A 16,100-nucleotide genomic window follows, 5' to 3' on the forward strand; every position below is an offset into this window, starting at 1 on the left:
AAAATGAACATCGTAATGAAAAAATTGTTGAACAGTTGTAAAAAATCAACTGAACTGATAGATAAACAGTTGGCTACACCATTATCAGTTACCGAAAAATTACAATTAAATGCCCATAAAGCAGTGTGTAAAACATGCAATAGCTATGAAAAGCAATCTAAATTAATTGATTTTGCGTTAGCTAAATGGTTTACTGCAGGAAATAATAAATCAAATGCTAAGTTAGATGCTAATAAAAAATCTAAAATAATAGAAAGCATAAAAGAAATTTAATAGTCCTATTTTTTTATAAGACGCTATAATACAACCTAGTCAAAAATAGTTACAAGCCAATAAAAAGCAATTTTATTGGCTTTTTTTATTATCGAATGTCAGGTTTTAACCGTTTATCAGTCTATTATTTTATATGATTCAATTTTTAAATTGGAATAAGCAAAAGCGTAAAAATATTTAGATAAAAACACGTTCAACACCTACGAACAGTAATATAAAACAACATGAAAAAATACGATCTTATAATAATAGGAGCTGGATCTGGAGGATTAAGCGTTGGCGGATTTATGGTCAAACTTGGTTTTAAAGTACTGATGGTTTCAAAAACAGAACACCAAATTGGAGGAGACTGTTTAAATGATGGCTGTGTACCTAGCAAAGCATTAGTTCATGTTGCTAATATTGTTGACAATGCCAGAAAAGCGAGTGATTTTGGACTTCAATTAACACAAGAGGTTGATCTAGAAAAGGTGGTAAAATACATTTATGACAGCCAAGAAGTCATAAGAGCACATGAAAACAAACCGTACTTTGAGAAAGAAGGATTTGATATTGCTATAGGAAGTGCAACATTTACAGGGAAAAATCAAGTAGCAGTAGCAGGGGTAAACTATACTGCTAAAAAAATAATTTTGGCAACAGGATCAAGACCTAGAAAAATAACTGTTCCAGGAATAGAAATGGTTAAATATTATGATAATCAAAGTATTTTTAAAATAAAAGAATTCCCAAAAAGACTACTATTTATTGGCGGTGGCCCAATAGGGATAGAAATGGCTCAAGCTTTCCAGAAACTTGGCGCTAAAATAACGGTTGTTCATCATGGTAACACTATTTTGCAACATGACGATCAAGATTTGAGTAAAATATTGACCAAGAGATTAGAACAATCAGGAATGGAATTCCATTTTAATGCAGCTATCACTCATTTCGAATCTGCTAATAAAGGAATTATTAAAAATAACGAAGGCAAAATAACTCCCCTAGAATTTGATGCTGTTTTTGTTGCCATTGGAAGGCAATTAAACATTGAAAATTTAGACCTAGAAAAAGCGGGCATCGTTATCGAAAACAACAAAATCAAGGTTGATGATTACTTACAAACTTCTAATAAAAACATACTCCTTTGTGGTGATGTTGCAGGCAAATTACAGTTTTCTCATGCTGCAGAACAACATGGTCGATTAATAATCAACAATCTTATTTCGCCATTAAAAAAGAAAATTTGTAACAAACACATGTCTTGGATCACATTTACTGATCCTGAGTTAGCAACCTTTGGTTATAACGAAAAAGACTTACGAGAAAGAAATATAAAATATACAAAACTAGAACAGTCCTTTGCTAATGATGATCGCGCCATTGTAGATGATTATCAATACGGACAACTAAATTTATATCTATCGAAAGGAAATTTTTTTCAAAAAGAAAAAATACTTGGCGGAACAATGCTCGCTCCAAAAGCGGGAGAATTAATCCAAGAACTTATTCTAGCCAATACTAGCGGAATGTCTATTAACGCTATTACTAATAAAATCTACCCCTACCCTGCTGCATCCAGAATAAATCAAAAAGCTATCAGCCAGCACAAATTGAAAATTATAAATAAAAACACCAAGAAAATACTTCAATTTGCTTTTAAACTCTTTAGTTAAATAGCAGTTTTAGAAGTAAACTTTAGCAAAATTTATAGATAAGGTGTAAAATAAAAATCCTAAATTTCGATAACAAAAAAAATCTAAAGACTATTTTATGCCCAAAGCGCTCTATTTTATGCCTGATATTAGTGGTTTTACAAATTTTGTAAACACCACTGAGGTGGAGCACAGCATTCATATTATTGCTGAATTACTAGAATTATTGATTGACAACAACACAATAGACCTACAATTAGTTGAAGTTGAAGGGGATGCTTTATTCATGTATACTACTACTATCCCAACTTACCAGCAACTAATAAATCAGGTAAAAGTGATGTTAGAATCTTTTCATAGGCTGACTAAAGAGTACGAAACTAAACGAATATGTGATTGTGGATCTTGTAAAACTACAATTGATTTAGACCTTAAATTTTTAGTACATTATGGCGAGCTATCCATGATTAAAGTAAAAAATATCATCAAGCCATACGGCAAAGAAGTAATCGAAATTCACCAACTATTAAAAAACCAAATTTCAGTAAACGAATACGTGCTTTTTACTACCAATACTGTTGTCTTGTTCCAAAATGAAATGGGAGCAAAATGGTTAAAAAATAGTCAAGAAGAAGCGACAAATGAATTAACGTATAGCTATAAAATTTTAGATAAAATAAAAGTAAATATCGAAAAAGAAGTTGAAAAAGAAGCCATTAATAACGACGATATTACTCAGCCTGATGTTATAATCAATAAAACTTTTGACGCAGACATACACAACATTTTTGCATACATCAGCGAATTAAAATACCGTCATATTTGGGATAAAGAAATTCAACGCATAGATTTTGATCACGACAAAGTAAATAGAGTAGGAACAGAACATAATTGTGTTTTAAAATTTGGAAACTTGAAATTTGAAACCATAAAAAAACCCAGTAAAGACAGTCTTATTTATGGCGAACGAACAAAAGAAATGTTCTTTCTAAAAAAATTCTACTACCTGATCAAACTACATAAAATTGATGAACATACAACCCAGCTTACCTTGAGCTTATTTCTAGATTACAACATATTAGGGAAGATTATGAAAAAGGAAATTGTAAAAAAAGTTAGTAAAATGTGGGAACGCAAATTAACCAACTTACACAAAGTGTCTAAAAACAACTTAGTAAAAATTATAACGTAGCATTGTAGCGCGATAATAAAAACAACTTAATGAAAAAAACAATACTTATACTCTCTATACTCACGCTAATAATTATTAGCGGTTTTGCCATTTACACTAATCAAACAAAAAAAGAAACGCATGAAGTCGCTATAAATATTCCCATAGAGCCAACTGCTAAAAATCTGGACATGGAATACAAAGGAATGAACCTTGTAGCGCCAATAAAAGAACTAAAAATAAGTACCCTAGATAATTTAAAAGAGAATCATGTAAATGCGATTTCATTGATTCCCTATGCGTATGTAAATAGGGATGACGCTACCGTAAATTATAATAACGATCGACAATGGTGGGGCGAAAAAACCGAAGGCATTATTGCAAGTAATCAAATGGCTCAACAATACAAAATGAGCGTAATGTTAAAACCGCACCTTTGGGTAAACCATAATTTTTATACAGGAAATTTAGATTTCGCTACAGATAAAGAATGGGTAAAATGGGAAACCGAATATGAAAACTATATTCTAAATTTTGCAGCATTAGCTCAAAAAGAAAAAATGCCCCTTTTTTGTTTTGCAACTGAATTAGGTAATGCAATTGCAAAAAGACCCACTTACTGGAACCAACTCATCCAGAAAATTAAAAAAGTATATACCGGTAAACTTACCTACGCAGCCAACTGGGATGATTTTGATAAAGTTCCTTTTTGGGATCAGTTAGATTATATTGGTATCGATGCTTATTTCCCGTTGTCTAGCGCAGCAAATCCAAGTGTAAAAGAACTCAATACTGCCTGGGAAAAGCACATTCAAAAAATGGAAATCACTCATAACAAATTCGACAAAAAAATTATGTTTACTGAGTTTGGCTACCGCAATTCAAATCATGCTGCAGAAGCTCCTTGGACAGAAGACAAAAACGAGATAAATAATATAGCGCAAGCAAATGCATATGAAGCTTTGTTTCAATCCATGACTAAAAAAGACTGGTTTGTAGGTGGGTTTGCTTGGAAATGGTACGCTGACGAGTATCATAAAAGGAAAAGAAACGGTGTAGATTATACACCGCAGGAAAAACCTGCACTAGAAACCATTAAAAAATGGTACAAATAATTTAATTGAGGTAAGTAGATAATTTCATATCTTAGAGATCAATAAAACAAGGGAAACATGGATTTATTTACAGGGCAAAACCTTTTAGAGTTCGCTGAACGGTTTAAAACAGATGAACACTGCAAAGAATATTTAGCAAATTATAAATGGGAACGAGGATTTATTTGTTTAAAATGTAAGCATACAAAGAGTCAAATCCGCAAAGATTTTTCCAGAACTTGTAATATCTGCAGCCATACAGAAACCGCGGCGGCAAACACTTTATTTCATAAGGTTAAGTTTGGTTTACGCAAAGCCTTTTTTATATGTTTTGAGATGTCAACCACCACTAAAAGTTTATCTGCCAGTTACATGGGAGTTCGCTATGGAGTTACAGAAAAAACAGCACGTTTATTTATGCACAAAATTAGAGAAGCGATGAAATCTAGTGAGAATCATCCAATGGACGGAACTGTTCATGTTGATGAATTCGTTATTGGAGGAAAGGAAAAAGGTAAAGTAGGCAGGAGTTATGATAGCAAGAAAAAAAAGGTTGTAACAGCAGTGGAACTAACAGATGAAGGAAAAATTAAAAGAATGTATGCCTTGAAAATTGATAATTATTCAGCCAAAGAATTAGAGACAATATTTGAAAAGCACATTAATAAAAATGCAAAAATAACCACAGATAAATGGAAAGGTTATCGTCCTTTATTTGGAGATTATAATATCACACAAATAGAAAGCAACAAAGGGATGAATTTTATGGCATTGCACACAATGATTCATCAAGTAAAATCATGGATTAGAACAACATATTCATCGGTAAGTGACTTTAATATAAACAGGTATCTTGATGAATTTTGTTATCGAATTAACCGTTCTCAAAGCAAAGACACAATATTCAACAATTTGATAGTAAGAATGGTCGAGTCAGAAAAAATATATCAATCTAAAATTATATGTTCGTAACTACTGACCTCAATAATTTAAAATTAGCATAATGACGATTAAAAAAAATAAACCCGTATTAGTATTTGATGTAAACGAGACATTACTAGATATGACTCCGTTAAAAAAAGCAATAAACACACTCTTAAATGAAGAGCAAGGATTCCGCATTTGGTTTGGGATGTTGTTGCACTATTCTACAGTATCCAACAATATAGATGAGTACCATGATTTTACCACCATAGCGGCTACAACACTAAAAATGGCAGCCACTTCAATGGATAAAAAAGTAACTAATGAAGCCATTAAAGAAACCCTTTCCATCATTAAATCATTGCAAACCTATCCTGATGTAATCAAAGGATTGCAACTCTTAAAAGAAAACAATTTTAGACTAATCACTTTAACCAACTCCCCAGATAGTGCTTTAAAAGCGCAATTACAAAACTCAAATCTAACTCATTATTTTGAGCAAGCTTTAAGTATTGATACAATAGCAAAATACAAACCAGCCAAAGAAACTTATTTGTGGGCTGCTAAAAAAATGGAAGTAAAACCTCAAGAAATGCTCATGATTGCCGCACATGGTTGGGATATCGCAGGAGCATCACATGCTGGTTTAAACACAGCTTTCATAGCGCGTGAAGGCCAATCAATATATACATTATCTAAAGAACCAGATTATGTGGCTAACGACATTCTAGCAATAGCACAGCAGTTAGTAGCTGCTTACAAATAGTAACTAAATTCATAATTTTTAATTAAATCAACGAGATCATTCTGGGCGTGACCCGTCCTGATAGTTATCGGGACGGGTCGGGCTATTCGTTGCAAGTCCGCAACAAGTTTCGCTATCGCTGCACTTGTTTGTGGGCTTTTCACTGCTATCCCAATGTCATTAAGTTAAGACACAAATAGATAAAAACCATTGGGTTACGAACCTAAATTAGGTTCTTTGTAAAGGACAAAAATACAATCCCAATGGTAGAAGCAAATATAAAAATAATAGAAGAGTTAAAAGAATTTTTAAAAATTATTAATACTGATCATGATTTAAGAAAATTATTTACAAATAAGGCTTCCGATTTTACTAGAAATAGAAAATTGACCTATAACCGAACTGTGTTTCTAATTGTTAACATGCTCAAAAAGAGTTTATCTATAGAGATTCAAAATTTTTTTGAGAATTGTCTTTCGGAGAATTTAAGCTGCACAAAATCAGCGTTAAGTATCCAGAGAAAAAAGCTAAAACCATTGTTTTTTGAAGTTTGGAATCAGCTATTAGTAAACTCTTTTTATAATTATTATGGTGATAAGGTCAAAAAATGGAATGGTTTCTTACTCATAGCAGTGGATGGTTCTACTATTAATCTGGTAGATAAGCAAGAAGTAAAAAATCATTTTGGTACTCATGGAAATCATATTAAGGAAGTCCCAATGGCTGGAATAATGAAGTTTTATGATGTGTTGAATAAAATTACTGTATTCTCGAAAATACATCCAATAAAAATTGGTGAAAAAAGTATAGTTGCACAGCATATTGAATGCATCCCAGAAGGTAGTTTGTCTATTTATGATAGAGGATTTGCGAGTTTTTCATTGATGTATTTATTGATTCATCAGGAAAAGACAAAACATTTTGTGATGCGATGCAAACAAGGTTTTAATAAGGAAGTCAGTGCTTTTATGTTAAGTCCAGATGTTGATAAAGTTGTAAATCTTGGACCAAATTATAGAGCCATCCATAAAATGAAAGAATATGGGTTCAGTGTTTTTCTTCATACAACAATAGCTATACGAATGATTAAGGTAGAATTGGAAACAGGAGAAATAGAAGTTTTACTAACCAATTTGTACGACTGTAAAAAGTACAAAAAAGAGATTTTTAAAACGCTTTATTTCATGAGATGGAAGATAGAGACCAGTTACAGCCATGATAAAAACGTGTTGCAGTTAGGACAATTTAGCGGGCATACGATTTGTAGTATCGAACAGGATTTTTATGCCACAACTTTGGTGTCAAATTTGCAAAGTATAATAGAGAAGCAATGCGAGCCCTATCTGGAAATCAAAAATAAAATTAGGAAGCATGATTATCAAATTAACAGGACATTGAGTATTGGAAGCATGAAAAATAAAATAATAGCTTTATTACTATCAAAGGAACCCAAAATAGTATTAATAGAATTACAAAATTTATTTGAGAGGTATCTTGAGCCTATTAGGACCAATAGAAATTATGAACGTAGAAAATCGAAAATAAGACAATCAGGAAAATATAAATCCGTAAATAACTATAAAAGAGTGATCTAATCCTTAACTTAATGACATTGACTGCTATCCCTCACGCAAACAATTTGGAATTATTAAAAGAAAGAAAAACGATCAATATATATCTCAAAAAGGCAATAAAGATGTATATACTTTATTATATTTACTAGTTGTGCGACACTTTCGAAAAAAACGAGAATTAAACAGAAAATTAAATGGCAGAATTAAATAGAATAGAAAAATTAAAACTCGAAAAAATTTTTGAGATGGATAATGGATATGTCCTTGATTTTTCAAACAGAACGCTAAATAATTTTATTTTTGAAACAAATAATATTGAATTATACGACGATAAATATAGTGATAATGGAGATTCAAAAGCTAATAGACTTCGAACCATATGGCAAAAAGAAAATAATTATTTAGTTGGAAAACTTACTAATCAAATGTTACTATATTGGAAAGACAAAAAAAAGATGTCTTACAATCAAATTAGTGAGCGAGAACAAATTTTATTTGATGAGTGTCTTAAGATAGTAAATAAATTAGAGGAAAATAATATAGTTACAGAAATTGAAGTTATACGAGAAGATGATAATGACAAAGATTTTAGTTTATTAGCGAAATCTATTAAAGAAAGTATTGAAAAAAACGAACCCGAAGTTGCACTTGATAGATTACACACATATTTGATGAAATTTATTAGAAAACTTTGTAAAAATCACGAAATTGAAATAACTAAAGAAGAATCTTTAAACGCAATTTTTGGTAAATACGTGAAATTTATTGTCGCAAATGGAAAAGTTGAATCTGAAATGAGTCAGAAAATTTTAAAATATTCTATTAATATAATTGAAGCATTTAATGATGTAAGAAATAATAGAAGTTTGGCTCACGACAATCAAATTTTAAACTATTCTGAAAGTGTTTTAATATTCAATAATGTTACAAATTCAATTAAATTTATAGAATCAATTGAAAATAAAATTAAAGTCGAAAATGTAGTAGTCGAAGTCGAAAAATCAGATTGGGAAAACCTACCATTTTAAGAACACAAAAAAAAAGCGATCGCACAACAGCGGTTTACATAAATGGCGAAATATGTGGTAAATTCACGTTTATCTTCCGCAATAAATTTTGTCTTAGCCGAAAAATCTCGGTAACGAAGTTCGCCACTTCTGCAAGCCGCGACAAGTTGGCAGAAAGCATACGTGAAAAAATCGCAACTAAAATAAAATTTAAAAAATTATGCCTAAAGAAGGAGTATTTATTATTGAAAGTTTGACATTAGAAGATGAAAAACAAAATAGATATGAAGGTAAATTTATATCACAAATTTTGAATCTTGGTGGGATTAGTTCTGAATATTATTATATTAGAACACTTAAAGAATTTATCAAAATAATAGAGAAATTTAAAGAATCCGAATATAGATATCTTCATATTTCATGTCATGGTACATCAGCTAGCATAGAAACAACAATTGATTCTATAAACTTTGAAGAATTTGGAAAAATAGTTGGTCCAAATTTAAAAAACAAAAGGTTATTTATTTCAGCTTGTTCAGCCGTAAACAGAAAATTAGCAAATCAGATTTTCCCTTTTTATCATTGTTATTCATTAATGGGGTTTGATAAAGACATTTATTTTAATGACGCAGCAATAACTTGGGCATCACTTTATCACTTAATTATACCAATTGACAAAATGAAAACAGATTATATTAGTGAGACAACTAAAAAATTATCTGAATTATATAAAGTTCCAATTAATTTTTTTAAGCAAAATAGAATGTTAAAATCTCAATACAATTTAAAACAATTTAAAATATAAATGCCATCTGCCAACAGCGGTGGTTGTTGCACAACACAAAAATAAGTAATATTAGTCAAAAAATGTAAAATTAAAAAATTATATTAAATTGATTTAGAATGCTTTATAAATAAACCATTTATTAAAAGTAATAAAAACTAAACAAAAAACCAGTTGTGCAACAAGCGCAGCGGTTTGCAAAAATGGCGAAATATGTGGTAAATTCACGTTTATCTTTCGCAAGAAATTTTATCTTAGCCGAAAATAATCGGTCACGAAGTTCGCCACTTCTGCAAGCCGCAACACGTTAGTAGAAAGACGACCAAAAATGATAGAAACTACTCCAAATTATATGGAAATTTTCAAATTTTCATATAAAAAATCAATTATTGAAAATTTAGAATCTACTGCGAATCAAAATCTGACCTTATTTGAAGATTCGATACGCGAAGCAATAAAAAAATTTGAAAAAAAACACAATAAATATTGCACTAAAATTTCAGTAATATCTGAAGAACTAGAAAAAATTGAAGATTCAGAATCCGAGGATAATTTTAATTTACAGCAGAAAAAACACGAATTATATGGCAAACAAGGAGATTATTACGTTGAATGCCATTGGCTAAATGAACAATTAAAATCACTTAGCGAAATGCAAATTATTAATGCTTTTAAAAATGTGGAAATCAATATAAAAGAAATGCTAAATATCGCTTATCCAAAATTATCTCTTAAAGATTTTTACAGATGGGAATCATTAGAGCAATTTTTTAAAAGTAAAAATATCAAATTATCAGTTTTGGAAGGATATAAAGAAATTTTGGATTTGAAAAACCTAAATAACACACTCAAACATAATGGATTGTTAAACGAAAACATCAAAAAAATAGAGGAATTTAAAGATGATGAAGAATTTAATTTTGTTAACATAATTAATTTCTATGAAAGAGTTAAATCGCAAATTCCGATATTTTTAAATCGTTTAGCAAAAGAAATTGAAAACGATCTTTTCAATTTTGACGAAGAAAGAATAGAACAAATTGCAAAAGATCTTAAACAGAGAATGGATCAAAAGGATTTAAAACTTTTAAGAGAAAAATTAGCTGTAAATTAGTTCTTCTGCTAACTGCCGTTAGTAGCAATTTTTAAAAATCGCAATGAAATCAACACTTAACATAATAACATTATTTATTTTATTTAGCTGTAAAACTTCTAAAGTGAATATGGAATTGACCAAAATAAATACCAAAGTTGAACACTTTCAAAATGGAAATGTCAAGAATGTTGTAAATACTGATAGTTTGTCAGGTTTAAGAATTGGCTTTTGGAATGAGTTTTATGAAAATGGACAATTAAAAGAGTCTGGAAATTATAAGTTGGATTCATACAAGCAATGTTGTGTTACGGGATTATGTTATGAATTTTATAGTTACAAATTTGGAGAATGGATTTATTATCACCAAAATGGAAAAACAAAAGCGAAAGGAACATATAAAATTGGGAAAAAGAATCGTGATACAAGTTGCGAAAATGGAGCAGAAATTAATTTTGGCTTTGTGACTGTAAAATGGAAATTTTATGATGAAGAAAATAATGAAAGACATCCGAATGCTAGAGATGTTACAGAAATAGAAAAAAGTAGCTACATAACCGAATGGGATTTAATTAAAAAATAAAAAACTGCCACTAACAGCGGTTGTCAAAAATGGTGAAATATGTGGTAAATTCACGTTTAAATTTTGTGTCAAATTTTCTTTAAACCCAAAAAATGAGCGTTTACAAACTCTCATCCATCTCAAAATAACAAAACATTACACACGATGCTAAAAAAATTAATATCCATAACGGTATTTCTCTTAACTATGGTAACTTTTGGTCAAAAGATCAAAACAATAACTGAATTAAAGAATGAAAATGATACCTTAATAAAAGTTCGAGAAACTACATTTGACAATTCAGGTAACTTGATAAAAGAAATTACATTTGGAGGATTTGATGCCGTTTTAAAAACTAATCGGAATTATAATCAGTTTGTTGAATATAAAAATGGACAAAGAACTTTTGAATATAATTGCGAAGATTTTGTTTCAAAAGATACTTGTGTAGTTCGTTCGTTTTCTACTTACAAATTCAATCCAAAAACAAAAATTGAAACAGAAACTAAATATGAGTCGGACTCATTAATCCGATTCATACGAGAAATTAAGCATGAAAAAAACATCACAATTTCAAAAACGAATTCTTGGGAATTTTCCCCTGTGAAAGTTCCAAATTATGAAACCGCAGCTGTTTCAAATGACACAGCCTATTTCGATAAAAAGAATCGAATTATCAAACGAGTAAATTCCGATGATAGTTTCAAAAATCTGCTGGTTGAAAAATATAAATATTCAAAAAAAGGATATTCTTGCCAAATTATCGGTGATAATAAAATTAAAACATTTAATATTCTTTATTCGAAAATACAGAAATTAATTGATAAGAATAATTTGAATTCTCGTTACAAAAGTTCAGCAATATATAAATATGAAATTGTATATTATTGAATAAAGCACTAGATATAACATCTTCTTGGTGAGAATGATATTTTAGTAAAATTTCCATTTCGTATCAAGTTTTCGTTAAGCCAAAATTTAGTGATTACGAATTTGCACTCCGCTCATTGTGGTAAAAAATAACTCGCAGCTTCAGATAAAATGAAGGTTAAAAATTAAATGTTAAATTGATTTTAATGATAAATATATTTTGTACTAGAAAAACAGAAACTTTTATACCCGTAAAAAAGAAGGAAGAAAACGATAAAGAAAATGACGAAAATTGGATTTGTAATTTAATTTCTGTTGGTGGAAAGAAATCTTTATATTTCATTGATAAAAAAACACTTTATTCCATTTTAATCTTAAATGTAAAGAAGAAGGATTTAGTACGTTTAGAAAGTCTGTTTATGGAGGAATTTATTACTCAACTTAATAATGACGGAATTTTAAATGCTGAAAAGGAATTAATGATAAGAAATAAGTTCAGCGAAATAACATTTTATGGAACTGACAATGACCAAAAAACTTTAGGTACTTTAAGAGATAATGATTATCATATAAAACGCTTCATATCAGATAAAGTCGATAAATTACATTTTGCAAAAGAATACATGTATAAAAACATCAATAGAAGACCATTAGGGGCAAGAAAGTTTGCGTACGCTAAAGATTTAATGAAATCTGAAATGGAAAATATTAAATAGACTATCATTTAGATTATATTCATGATGAGATTATAACAATTAAAGAAAGGAAATTTTAGCTATAAAATCACTCATAATGGTAGACTTTAATTCTTTATAAGGTTAAAAAATTGCCTTTAAAACTTTAGTTACTCTAAAACAAAAGGGCGTTTGTTTCAATGAAACAAACGCCCTTTCTACAAACAAACAATTAACCAATAATTATTTTGCTTCTTGGAATAATAATGAAGCTGAGTTCATACAATATCTTAATCCTGTAGGACTTGGACCATCATCAAATAGATGTCCTAAATGTCCTTCACAACGGGCACAAACAATTTCTCCACGCACCATTCCTAAACTTTTATCAACAACTTCTTTCACTCTATTTTGATTGATTACGTCATAAAAACTAGGCCAGCCTGTACCTGAATTAAATTTCGCTTTAGATGAAAACAAAGGCAATTTGCAAGCTGCACAAAAATAGTTTCCTTTTTTATGATTGTCATTAAATTCATTTTGATAAGGACGTTCTGTTCCTTTTTCACGTAATACATAGTACTGATTGGGTGTCAAAACTTTTTTCCATTCGGCGTCAGTTTTAGCTACTTTCTTCAATGAGGTATCTGTCAAAGACAAAACGGGTTGTTGTTGCATTGTAGTTGCTGTATCCGTATTTTCTTTATTGCTTTTATTTGCTTGCATACAAGCTATAAAGCCAAAGGCTATTACAGGTAGTAGCAAGATTTGCTGGTATCTTTTCATAATTTTAGTGATTTGCTTTTAACTTTCCTTTATATGTTTTTTTGAACTTGTTGTATCTCGGTACCGAAACACCTTTAACATACGGCTGATTTGGATTATTTTTCACATAATCTTGGTGGTAATCTTCCGCTTCATAAAAATCCATCACAGGTTTCACCTCGGTTACAATTGGGTTAGCAAAAACTTTATTGGCGGTAAGCTCTTTAATTTTATCTTCAATAATCTTTTTCTCTGTTGCGTTTTTGTAAAAAGCAATAGAGCGATAAGACGATCCTTTATCCGGTCCTTGCTGATTGGGAGTTGTAGGATCTTGTGAGGCAAAAAATACGGCAACTAACTCTTTATAAGAAACTACTTTTGGATCATAAAAAACTGCTACAGCTTCTGCATGTCCCGTTCTATTAGACCCAACTTCCTGATAAGAAGGGTTTTTAGTTGCTCCTCCTGAGTATCCTGATACTGCTTCATCTACTCCTACCACAGCTTCAAAAACATGTTCACTACACCAGAAACAACCTTCGGCAAAAACGGCTACTGCTTTACCCTTTTTAGGTTCTAACGACAACTTTTTTGTTTGTGCATTACAACTCAAAATTGTAAACACTAGTACAACGTAACTTATTAATTTCATTTTCATCTGTTGTTATTTTTGTTTTTTCTATTAAATTTAATTCTGCTATCATCATGATTTTGCAATCAATTATTGATATGCTTATTACACAATTGAATCTACAGTAATATACGACCGATTTCTAATTCTAGTTTTCAAACAAATCCTAAAGTTTTGTTAGTTTTTCACACTCAAGGTTTCCAGTATCTTCTCTTCAAATCCTTGAAGTGCTCTTATAGCATAATCTACTTTCTTTTTGGTTTTGTATTTATAAGAGACTTCTAAAAAGTTTTTATAAGGAACAGTAGGTTGCACCTCAAGAGCATCATTCTTTCTATAATTTACTTTTATAGGAATGTCTCTGTAATACGTAAAATAATCAGGATGCGTTATCACTCCTAGAGTCGAACAATCAAAAGGAATAAATCCTCTCACGCCAAAATACTTTTCATTTTTCTCCATCCACGGCTGCACAATATCAAATAACCACTTATCAGCTTCTTCATTTTGATCTAAACTAGCCAAATCAATATTACCAATAAAGGTGTAAGAACTAGGTTCATATCCTGCAAAAACGAGCGGAATTGATGTGTTTAAAACAACATCCATTGATTTATAATCAAACTCATAGTTGTAATCAAAAACATTTAATTTTCCGTTTCCTGGATTAAAAGGTAAACCTGGTGTTCTAGCGGCACAAATTGTTATTTTCTCTATTTGGGGAATAATATCTGGATGATTCTGAATCAATGTCGCAATATTTGTCATTGGTCCTAAAGCTAAAATAGTCAACTTTTCTTTCTTCAAAGCTGCATACAAAGCTCTCGTTCCATCATTTTCAACCCCCAAATCATTTGCATTTGGCGACCCTTTATACACCGGAATTGCAGCACCTTTATTATGCCATCCTAATATTTTATTGATAATAGGAAAACTATAATCAACATAAGTAATTGAACTGATGCCTACAATCTCAATTTGTGGTTGCTTCAAAGCCATAATTAATGTGATCCCGTCATCTACCTCACGAGCAGTTTTATCTGGCATTCCAATCATTAAATCTGTATCAAACCACACTTTAGTTTGTGCTTGCACTGATGCTGTGAGTAGCAATGCAAAAAGTATTATTTTATTTTTCATATTCTTTATTTTACTATTAAATCTTTAGCAAATGCTAATAAATCTGCTTTCGTTTTCAAATCCATTTTTAACGGTAATTGTGCCAGTCCTATTAATCTACGCATGATTTCGGTTCCAATAAATCCATTTAAAATCGTACTATTTAAATCCTCAAACGACTGGTAATTTTCTTTAATAAAAGCAATAGCCGACTCCTCTTGTTGGGTGATATAAAAATGCGCTAGCAGCACACCCAAGTCAAATTCGCGTAAGCCATAAAAACAAAACTCAGGATCGATAACTTTGATTCCGTTGTCCGTTTTTAACCAACTCCCAGGATAATAATCCCCATGCAATAAGTATTTCCCTTTTGATAAATACAACGAACCCAATCGCTCTATTTTATATTTTAAATCAGAGTCTTTCTTGTAAGGCATTGCAATTTCCTGTAAGCCTTGTTGCACTTGATCTAAATCAAAACCGTTTTCTTCTCTAAAAGGATATTCAAAAATATGTTCGTAATTTAGTGTTCGCATTTCAGTATTTGCAAGTTCATCATCCACTACTGTTTTTTGAAAACTTTGGTGCAAACCATTCAAATAATTCACTAATTGCTGTAACTCCTGCTCCTTGATTTTTTGGGATAAATTATATAAAACGGTATAATCATTAGACTTGCCTAAATCTTCCAGAGCGATCATATTATTCACTTCATCAATACCTAAAATTTTAGGCATGATATCCTGCACATCATGCACAGTAGCAATTTTTTCATAAAAAGCACCCTCTGTAAGTACGCGATTTGCAGGTGCTAAAACCTGTGGATATTTCTCAACATAACCTCTGGATTGCTTGATGATAAAAGAGCGCGAAGCCGTTTCTATGCGTAACACACAATTCATATTTCCTTCGCCAGGTTTTGATAAACTAACAACCGTTTCCCCATGCTCCAACCATTTTTGTTGGTGTAAATAAGCAGCCAATTCCTCTGGCTCATTTGCATTTAGTATAAACATATTTTTTTTATATTAGTTGGGCGTTCCCGCCAGAAAAAGGCGGTCGGGCTATCCGTTATATTCCCAATAAATAAAAACTACGGCTAAAAAGCCTTGTTTTTCTAAATTGGGAGATACCACTCCTATCCCTAACGCAAATTAAAACATACTGCAAAACAACAACA

General features: G+C 30.8%; 17 protein-coding genes. 13 read left to right on the plus strand and 4 right to left on the minus strand.

Going from position 1 to position 16,100, the window contains the following annotated elements:
- Window positions 1-15 precede the first annotated feature (15 nt).
- From ACVEGE_RS00860 to ACVEGE_RS00920, 13 genes are all read left to right on the plus strand, one after another.
- Window positions 16-273, plus strand: coding sequence for a hypothetical protein (locus tag ACVEGE_RS00860; RefSeq protein WP_192501970.1), 258 nt, complete (start codon window positions 16-18; stop codon window positions 271-273).
- 224 nt (window positions 274-497) lie between these two features.
- Window positions 498-1,928 carry a dihydrolipoyl dehydrogenase family protein gene (locus ACVEGE_RS00865; RefSeq protein ID WP_192501969.1) on the plus strand — a complete coding sequence of 477 codons (1,431 nt, stop codon included), beginning with the start codon at window positions 498-500 and terminating at the stop codon, window positions 1,926-1,928.
- A 97-nt stretch (window positions 1,929-2,025) separates the two neighbouring features.
- A complete protein-coding gene (locus tag ACVEGE_RS00870; RefSeq protein WP_192501968.1) occupies window positions 2,026-3,099 on the plus strand; it encodes a DUF2652 domain-containing protein in 1,074 nt (357 codons plus the stop codon).
- 29 nt (window positions 3,100-3,128) lie between these two features.
- Window positions 3,129-4,193 carry a glycoside hydrolase family 113 gene (locus ACVEGE_RS00875; protein ID WP_192501967.1) on the plus strand — a complete coding sequence of 355 codons (1,065 nt, stop codon included), beginning with the start codon at window positions 3,129-3,131 and terminating at the stop codon, window positions 4,191-4,193.
- Window positions 4,194-4,250: 57 nt separating this feature from the next.
- Window positions 4,251-5,144: an IS1595 family transposase gene (locus ACVEGE_RS00880; RefSeq protein ID WP_192501064.1), complete on the plus strand. Its 894-nt coding sequence runs from the start codon at window positions 4,251-4,253 to the stop codon at window positions 5,142-5,144.
- A gap of 31 nt (window positions 5,145-5,175) precedes the next feature.
- Window positions 5,176-5,862: a haloacid dehalogenase type II gene (locus tag ACVEGE_RS00885; protein ID WP_458008612.1), complete on the plus strand. Its 687-nt coding sequence runs from the start codon at window positions 5,176-5,178 to the stop codon at window positions 5,860-5,862.
- Window positions 5,863-6,104: 242 nt separating this feature from the next.
- Complete coding sequence (locus ACVEGE_RS00890; protein ID WP_192500590.1) at window positions 6,105-7,436, plus strand: IS4 family transposase; 1,332 nt, start codon at window positions 6,105-6,107, stop codon at window positions 7,434-7,436.
- 173 nt (window positions 7,437-7,609) lie between these two features.
- Window positions 7,610-8,443, plus strand: a complete 834-nt coding sequence (locus ACVEGE_RS00895; protein ID WP_192500472.1) for an abortive infection family protein — start codon at window positions 7,610-7,612, stop codon at window positions 8,441-8,443.
- A 199-nt stretch (window positions 8,444-8,642) separates the two neighbouring features.
- Window positions 8,643-9,227, plus strand: a complete 585-nt coding sequence (locus ACVEGE_RS00900; protein ID WP_192500471.1) for a hypothetical protein — start codon at window positions 8,643-8,645, stop codon at window positions 9,225-9,227.
- A gap of 307 nt (window positions 9,228-9,534) precedes the next feature.
- Window positions 9,535-10,320, plus strand: a complete 786-nt coding sequence (locus tag ACVEGE_RS00905; RefSeq protein WP_192500470.1) for a hypothetical protein — start codon at window positions 9,535-9,537, stop codon at window positions 10,318-10,320.
- A 43-nt stretch (window positions 10,321-10,363) separates the two neighbouring features.
- Entirely contained in the window at window positions 10,364-10,882 is a 519-nt protein-coding gene (locus ACVEGE_RS00910) for a toxin-antitoxin system YwqK family antitoxin (RefSeq protein WP_192500469.1), read from the plus strand.
- Between the two features lie 144 nt (window positions 10,883-11,026).
- Window positions 11,027-11,752: a hypothetical protein gene (locus ACVEGE_RS00915; RefSeq protein WP_192500468.1), complete on the plus strand. Its 726-nt coding sequence runs from the start codon at window positions 11,027-11,029 to the stop codon at window positions 11,750-11,752.
- Between the two features lie 185 nt (window positions 11,753-11,937).
- Window positions 11,938-12,447, plus strand: coding sequence for a DUF6933 domain-containing protein (locus ACVEGE_RS00920; protein WP_192500467.1), 510 nt, complete (start codon window positions 11,938-11,940; stop codon window positions 12,445-12,447).
- 201 nt (window positions 12,448-12,648) lie between these two features.
- Here ACVEGE_RS00920 and msrB read toward each other — a convergent pair whose 3' ends face one another.
- The 4 genes from msrB to ACVEGE_RS00940 all read right to left on the minus strand — a co-directional run bounded on the left by msrB (window position 12,649) and on the right by ACVEGE_RS00940 (window position 15,936).
- A complete protein-coding gene (gene msrB / locus ACVEGE_RS00925) occupies window positions 12,649-13,191 on the minus strand; it encodes a peptide-methionine (R)-S-oxide reductase MsrB (RefSeq protein WP_173857332.1) in 543 nt (180 codons plus the stop codon).
- Window positions 13,192-13,195: 4 nt separating this feature from the next.
- Entirely contained in the window at window positions 13,196-13,828 is a 633-nt protein-coding gene (gene msrA, locus ACVEGE_RS00930; RefSeq protein ID WP_173857333.1) for a peptide-methionine (S)-S-oxide reductase MsrA, read from the minus strand.
- A 150-nt stretch (window positions 13,829-13,978) separates the two neighbouring features.
- Entirely contained in the window at window positions 13,979-14,941 is a 963-nt protein-coding gene (locus tag ACVEGE_RS00935; protein WP_192500466.1) for a nucleoside hydrolase, read from the minus strand.
- 5 nt (window positions 14,942-14,946) lie between these two features.
- Window positions 14,947-15,936, minus strand: coding sequence for a phosphotransferase (locus ACVEGE_RS00940; RefSeq protein WP_192500465.1), 990 nt, complete (start codon window positions 15,934-15,936; stop codon window positions 14,947-14,949).
- Between the last annotated feature and the right edge of the window lie 164 nt (window positions 15,937-16,100).

This window comes from Flavobacterium sp. PL002 (assembly GCF_054165825.1).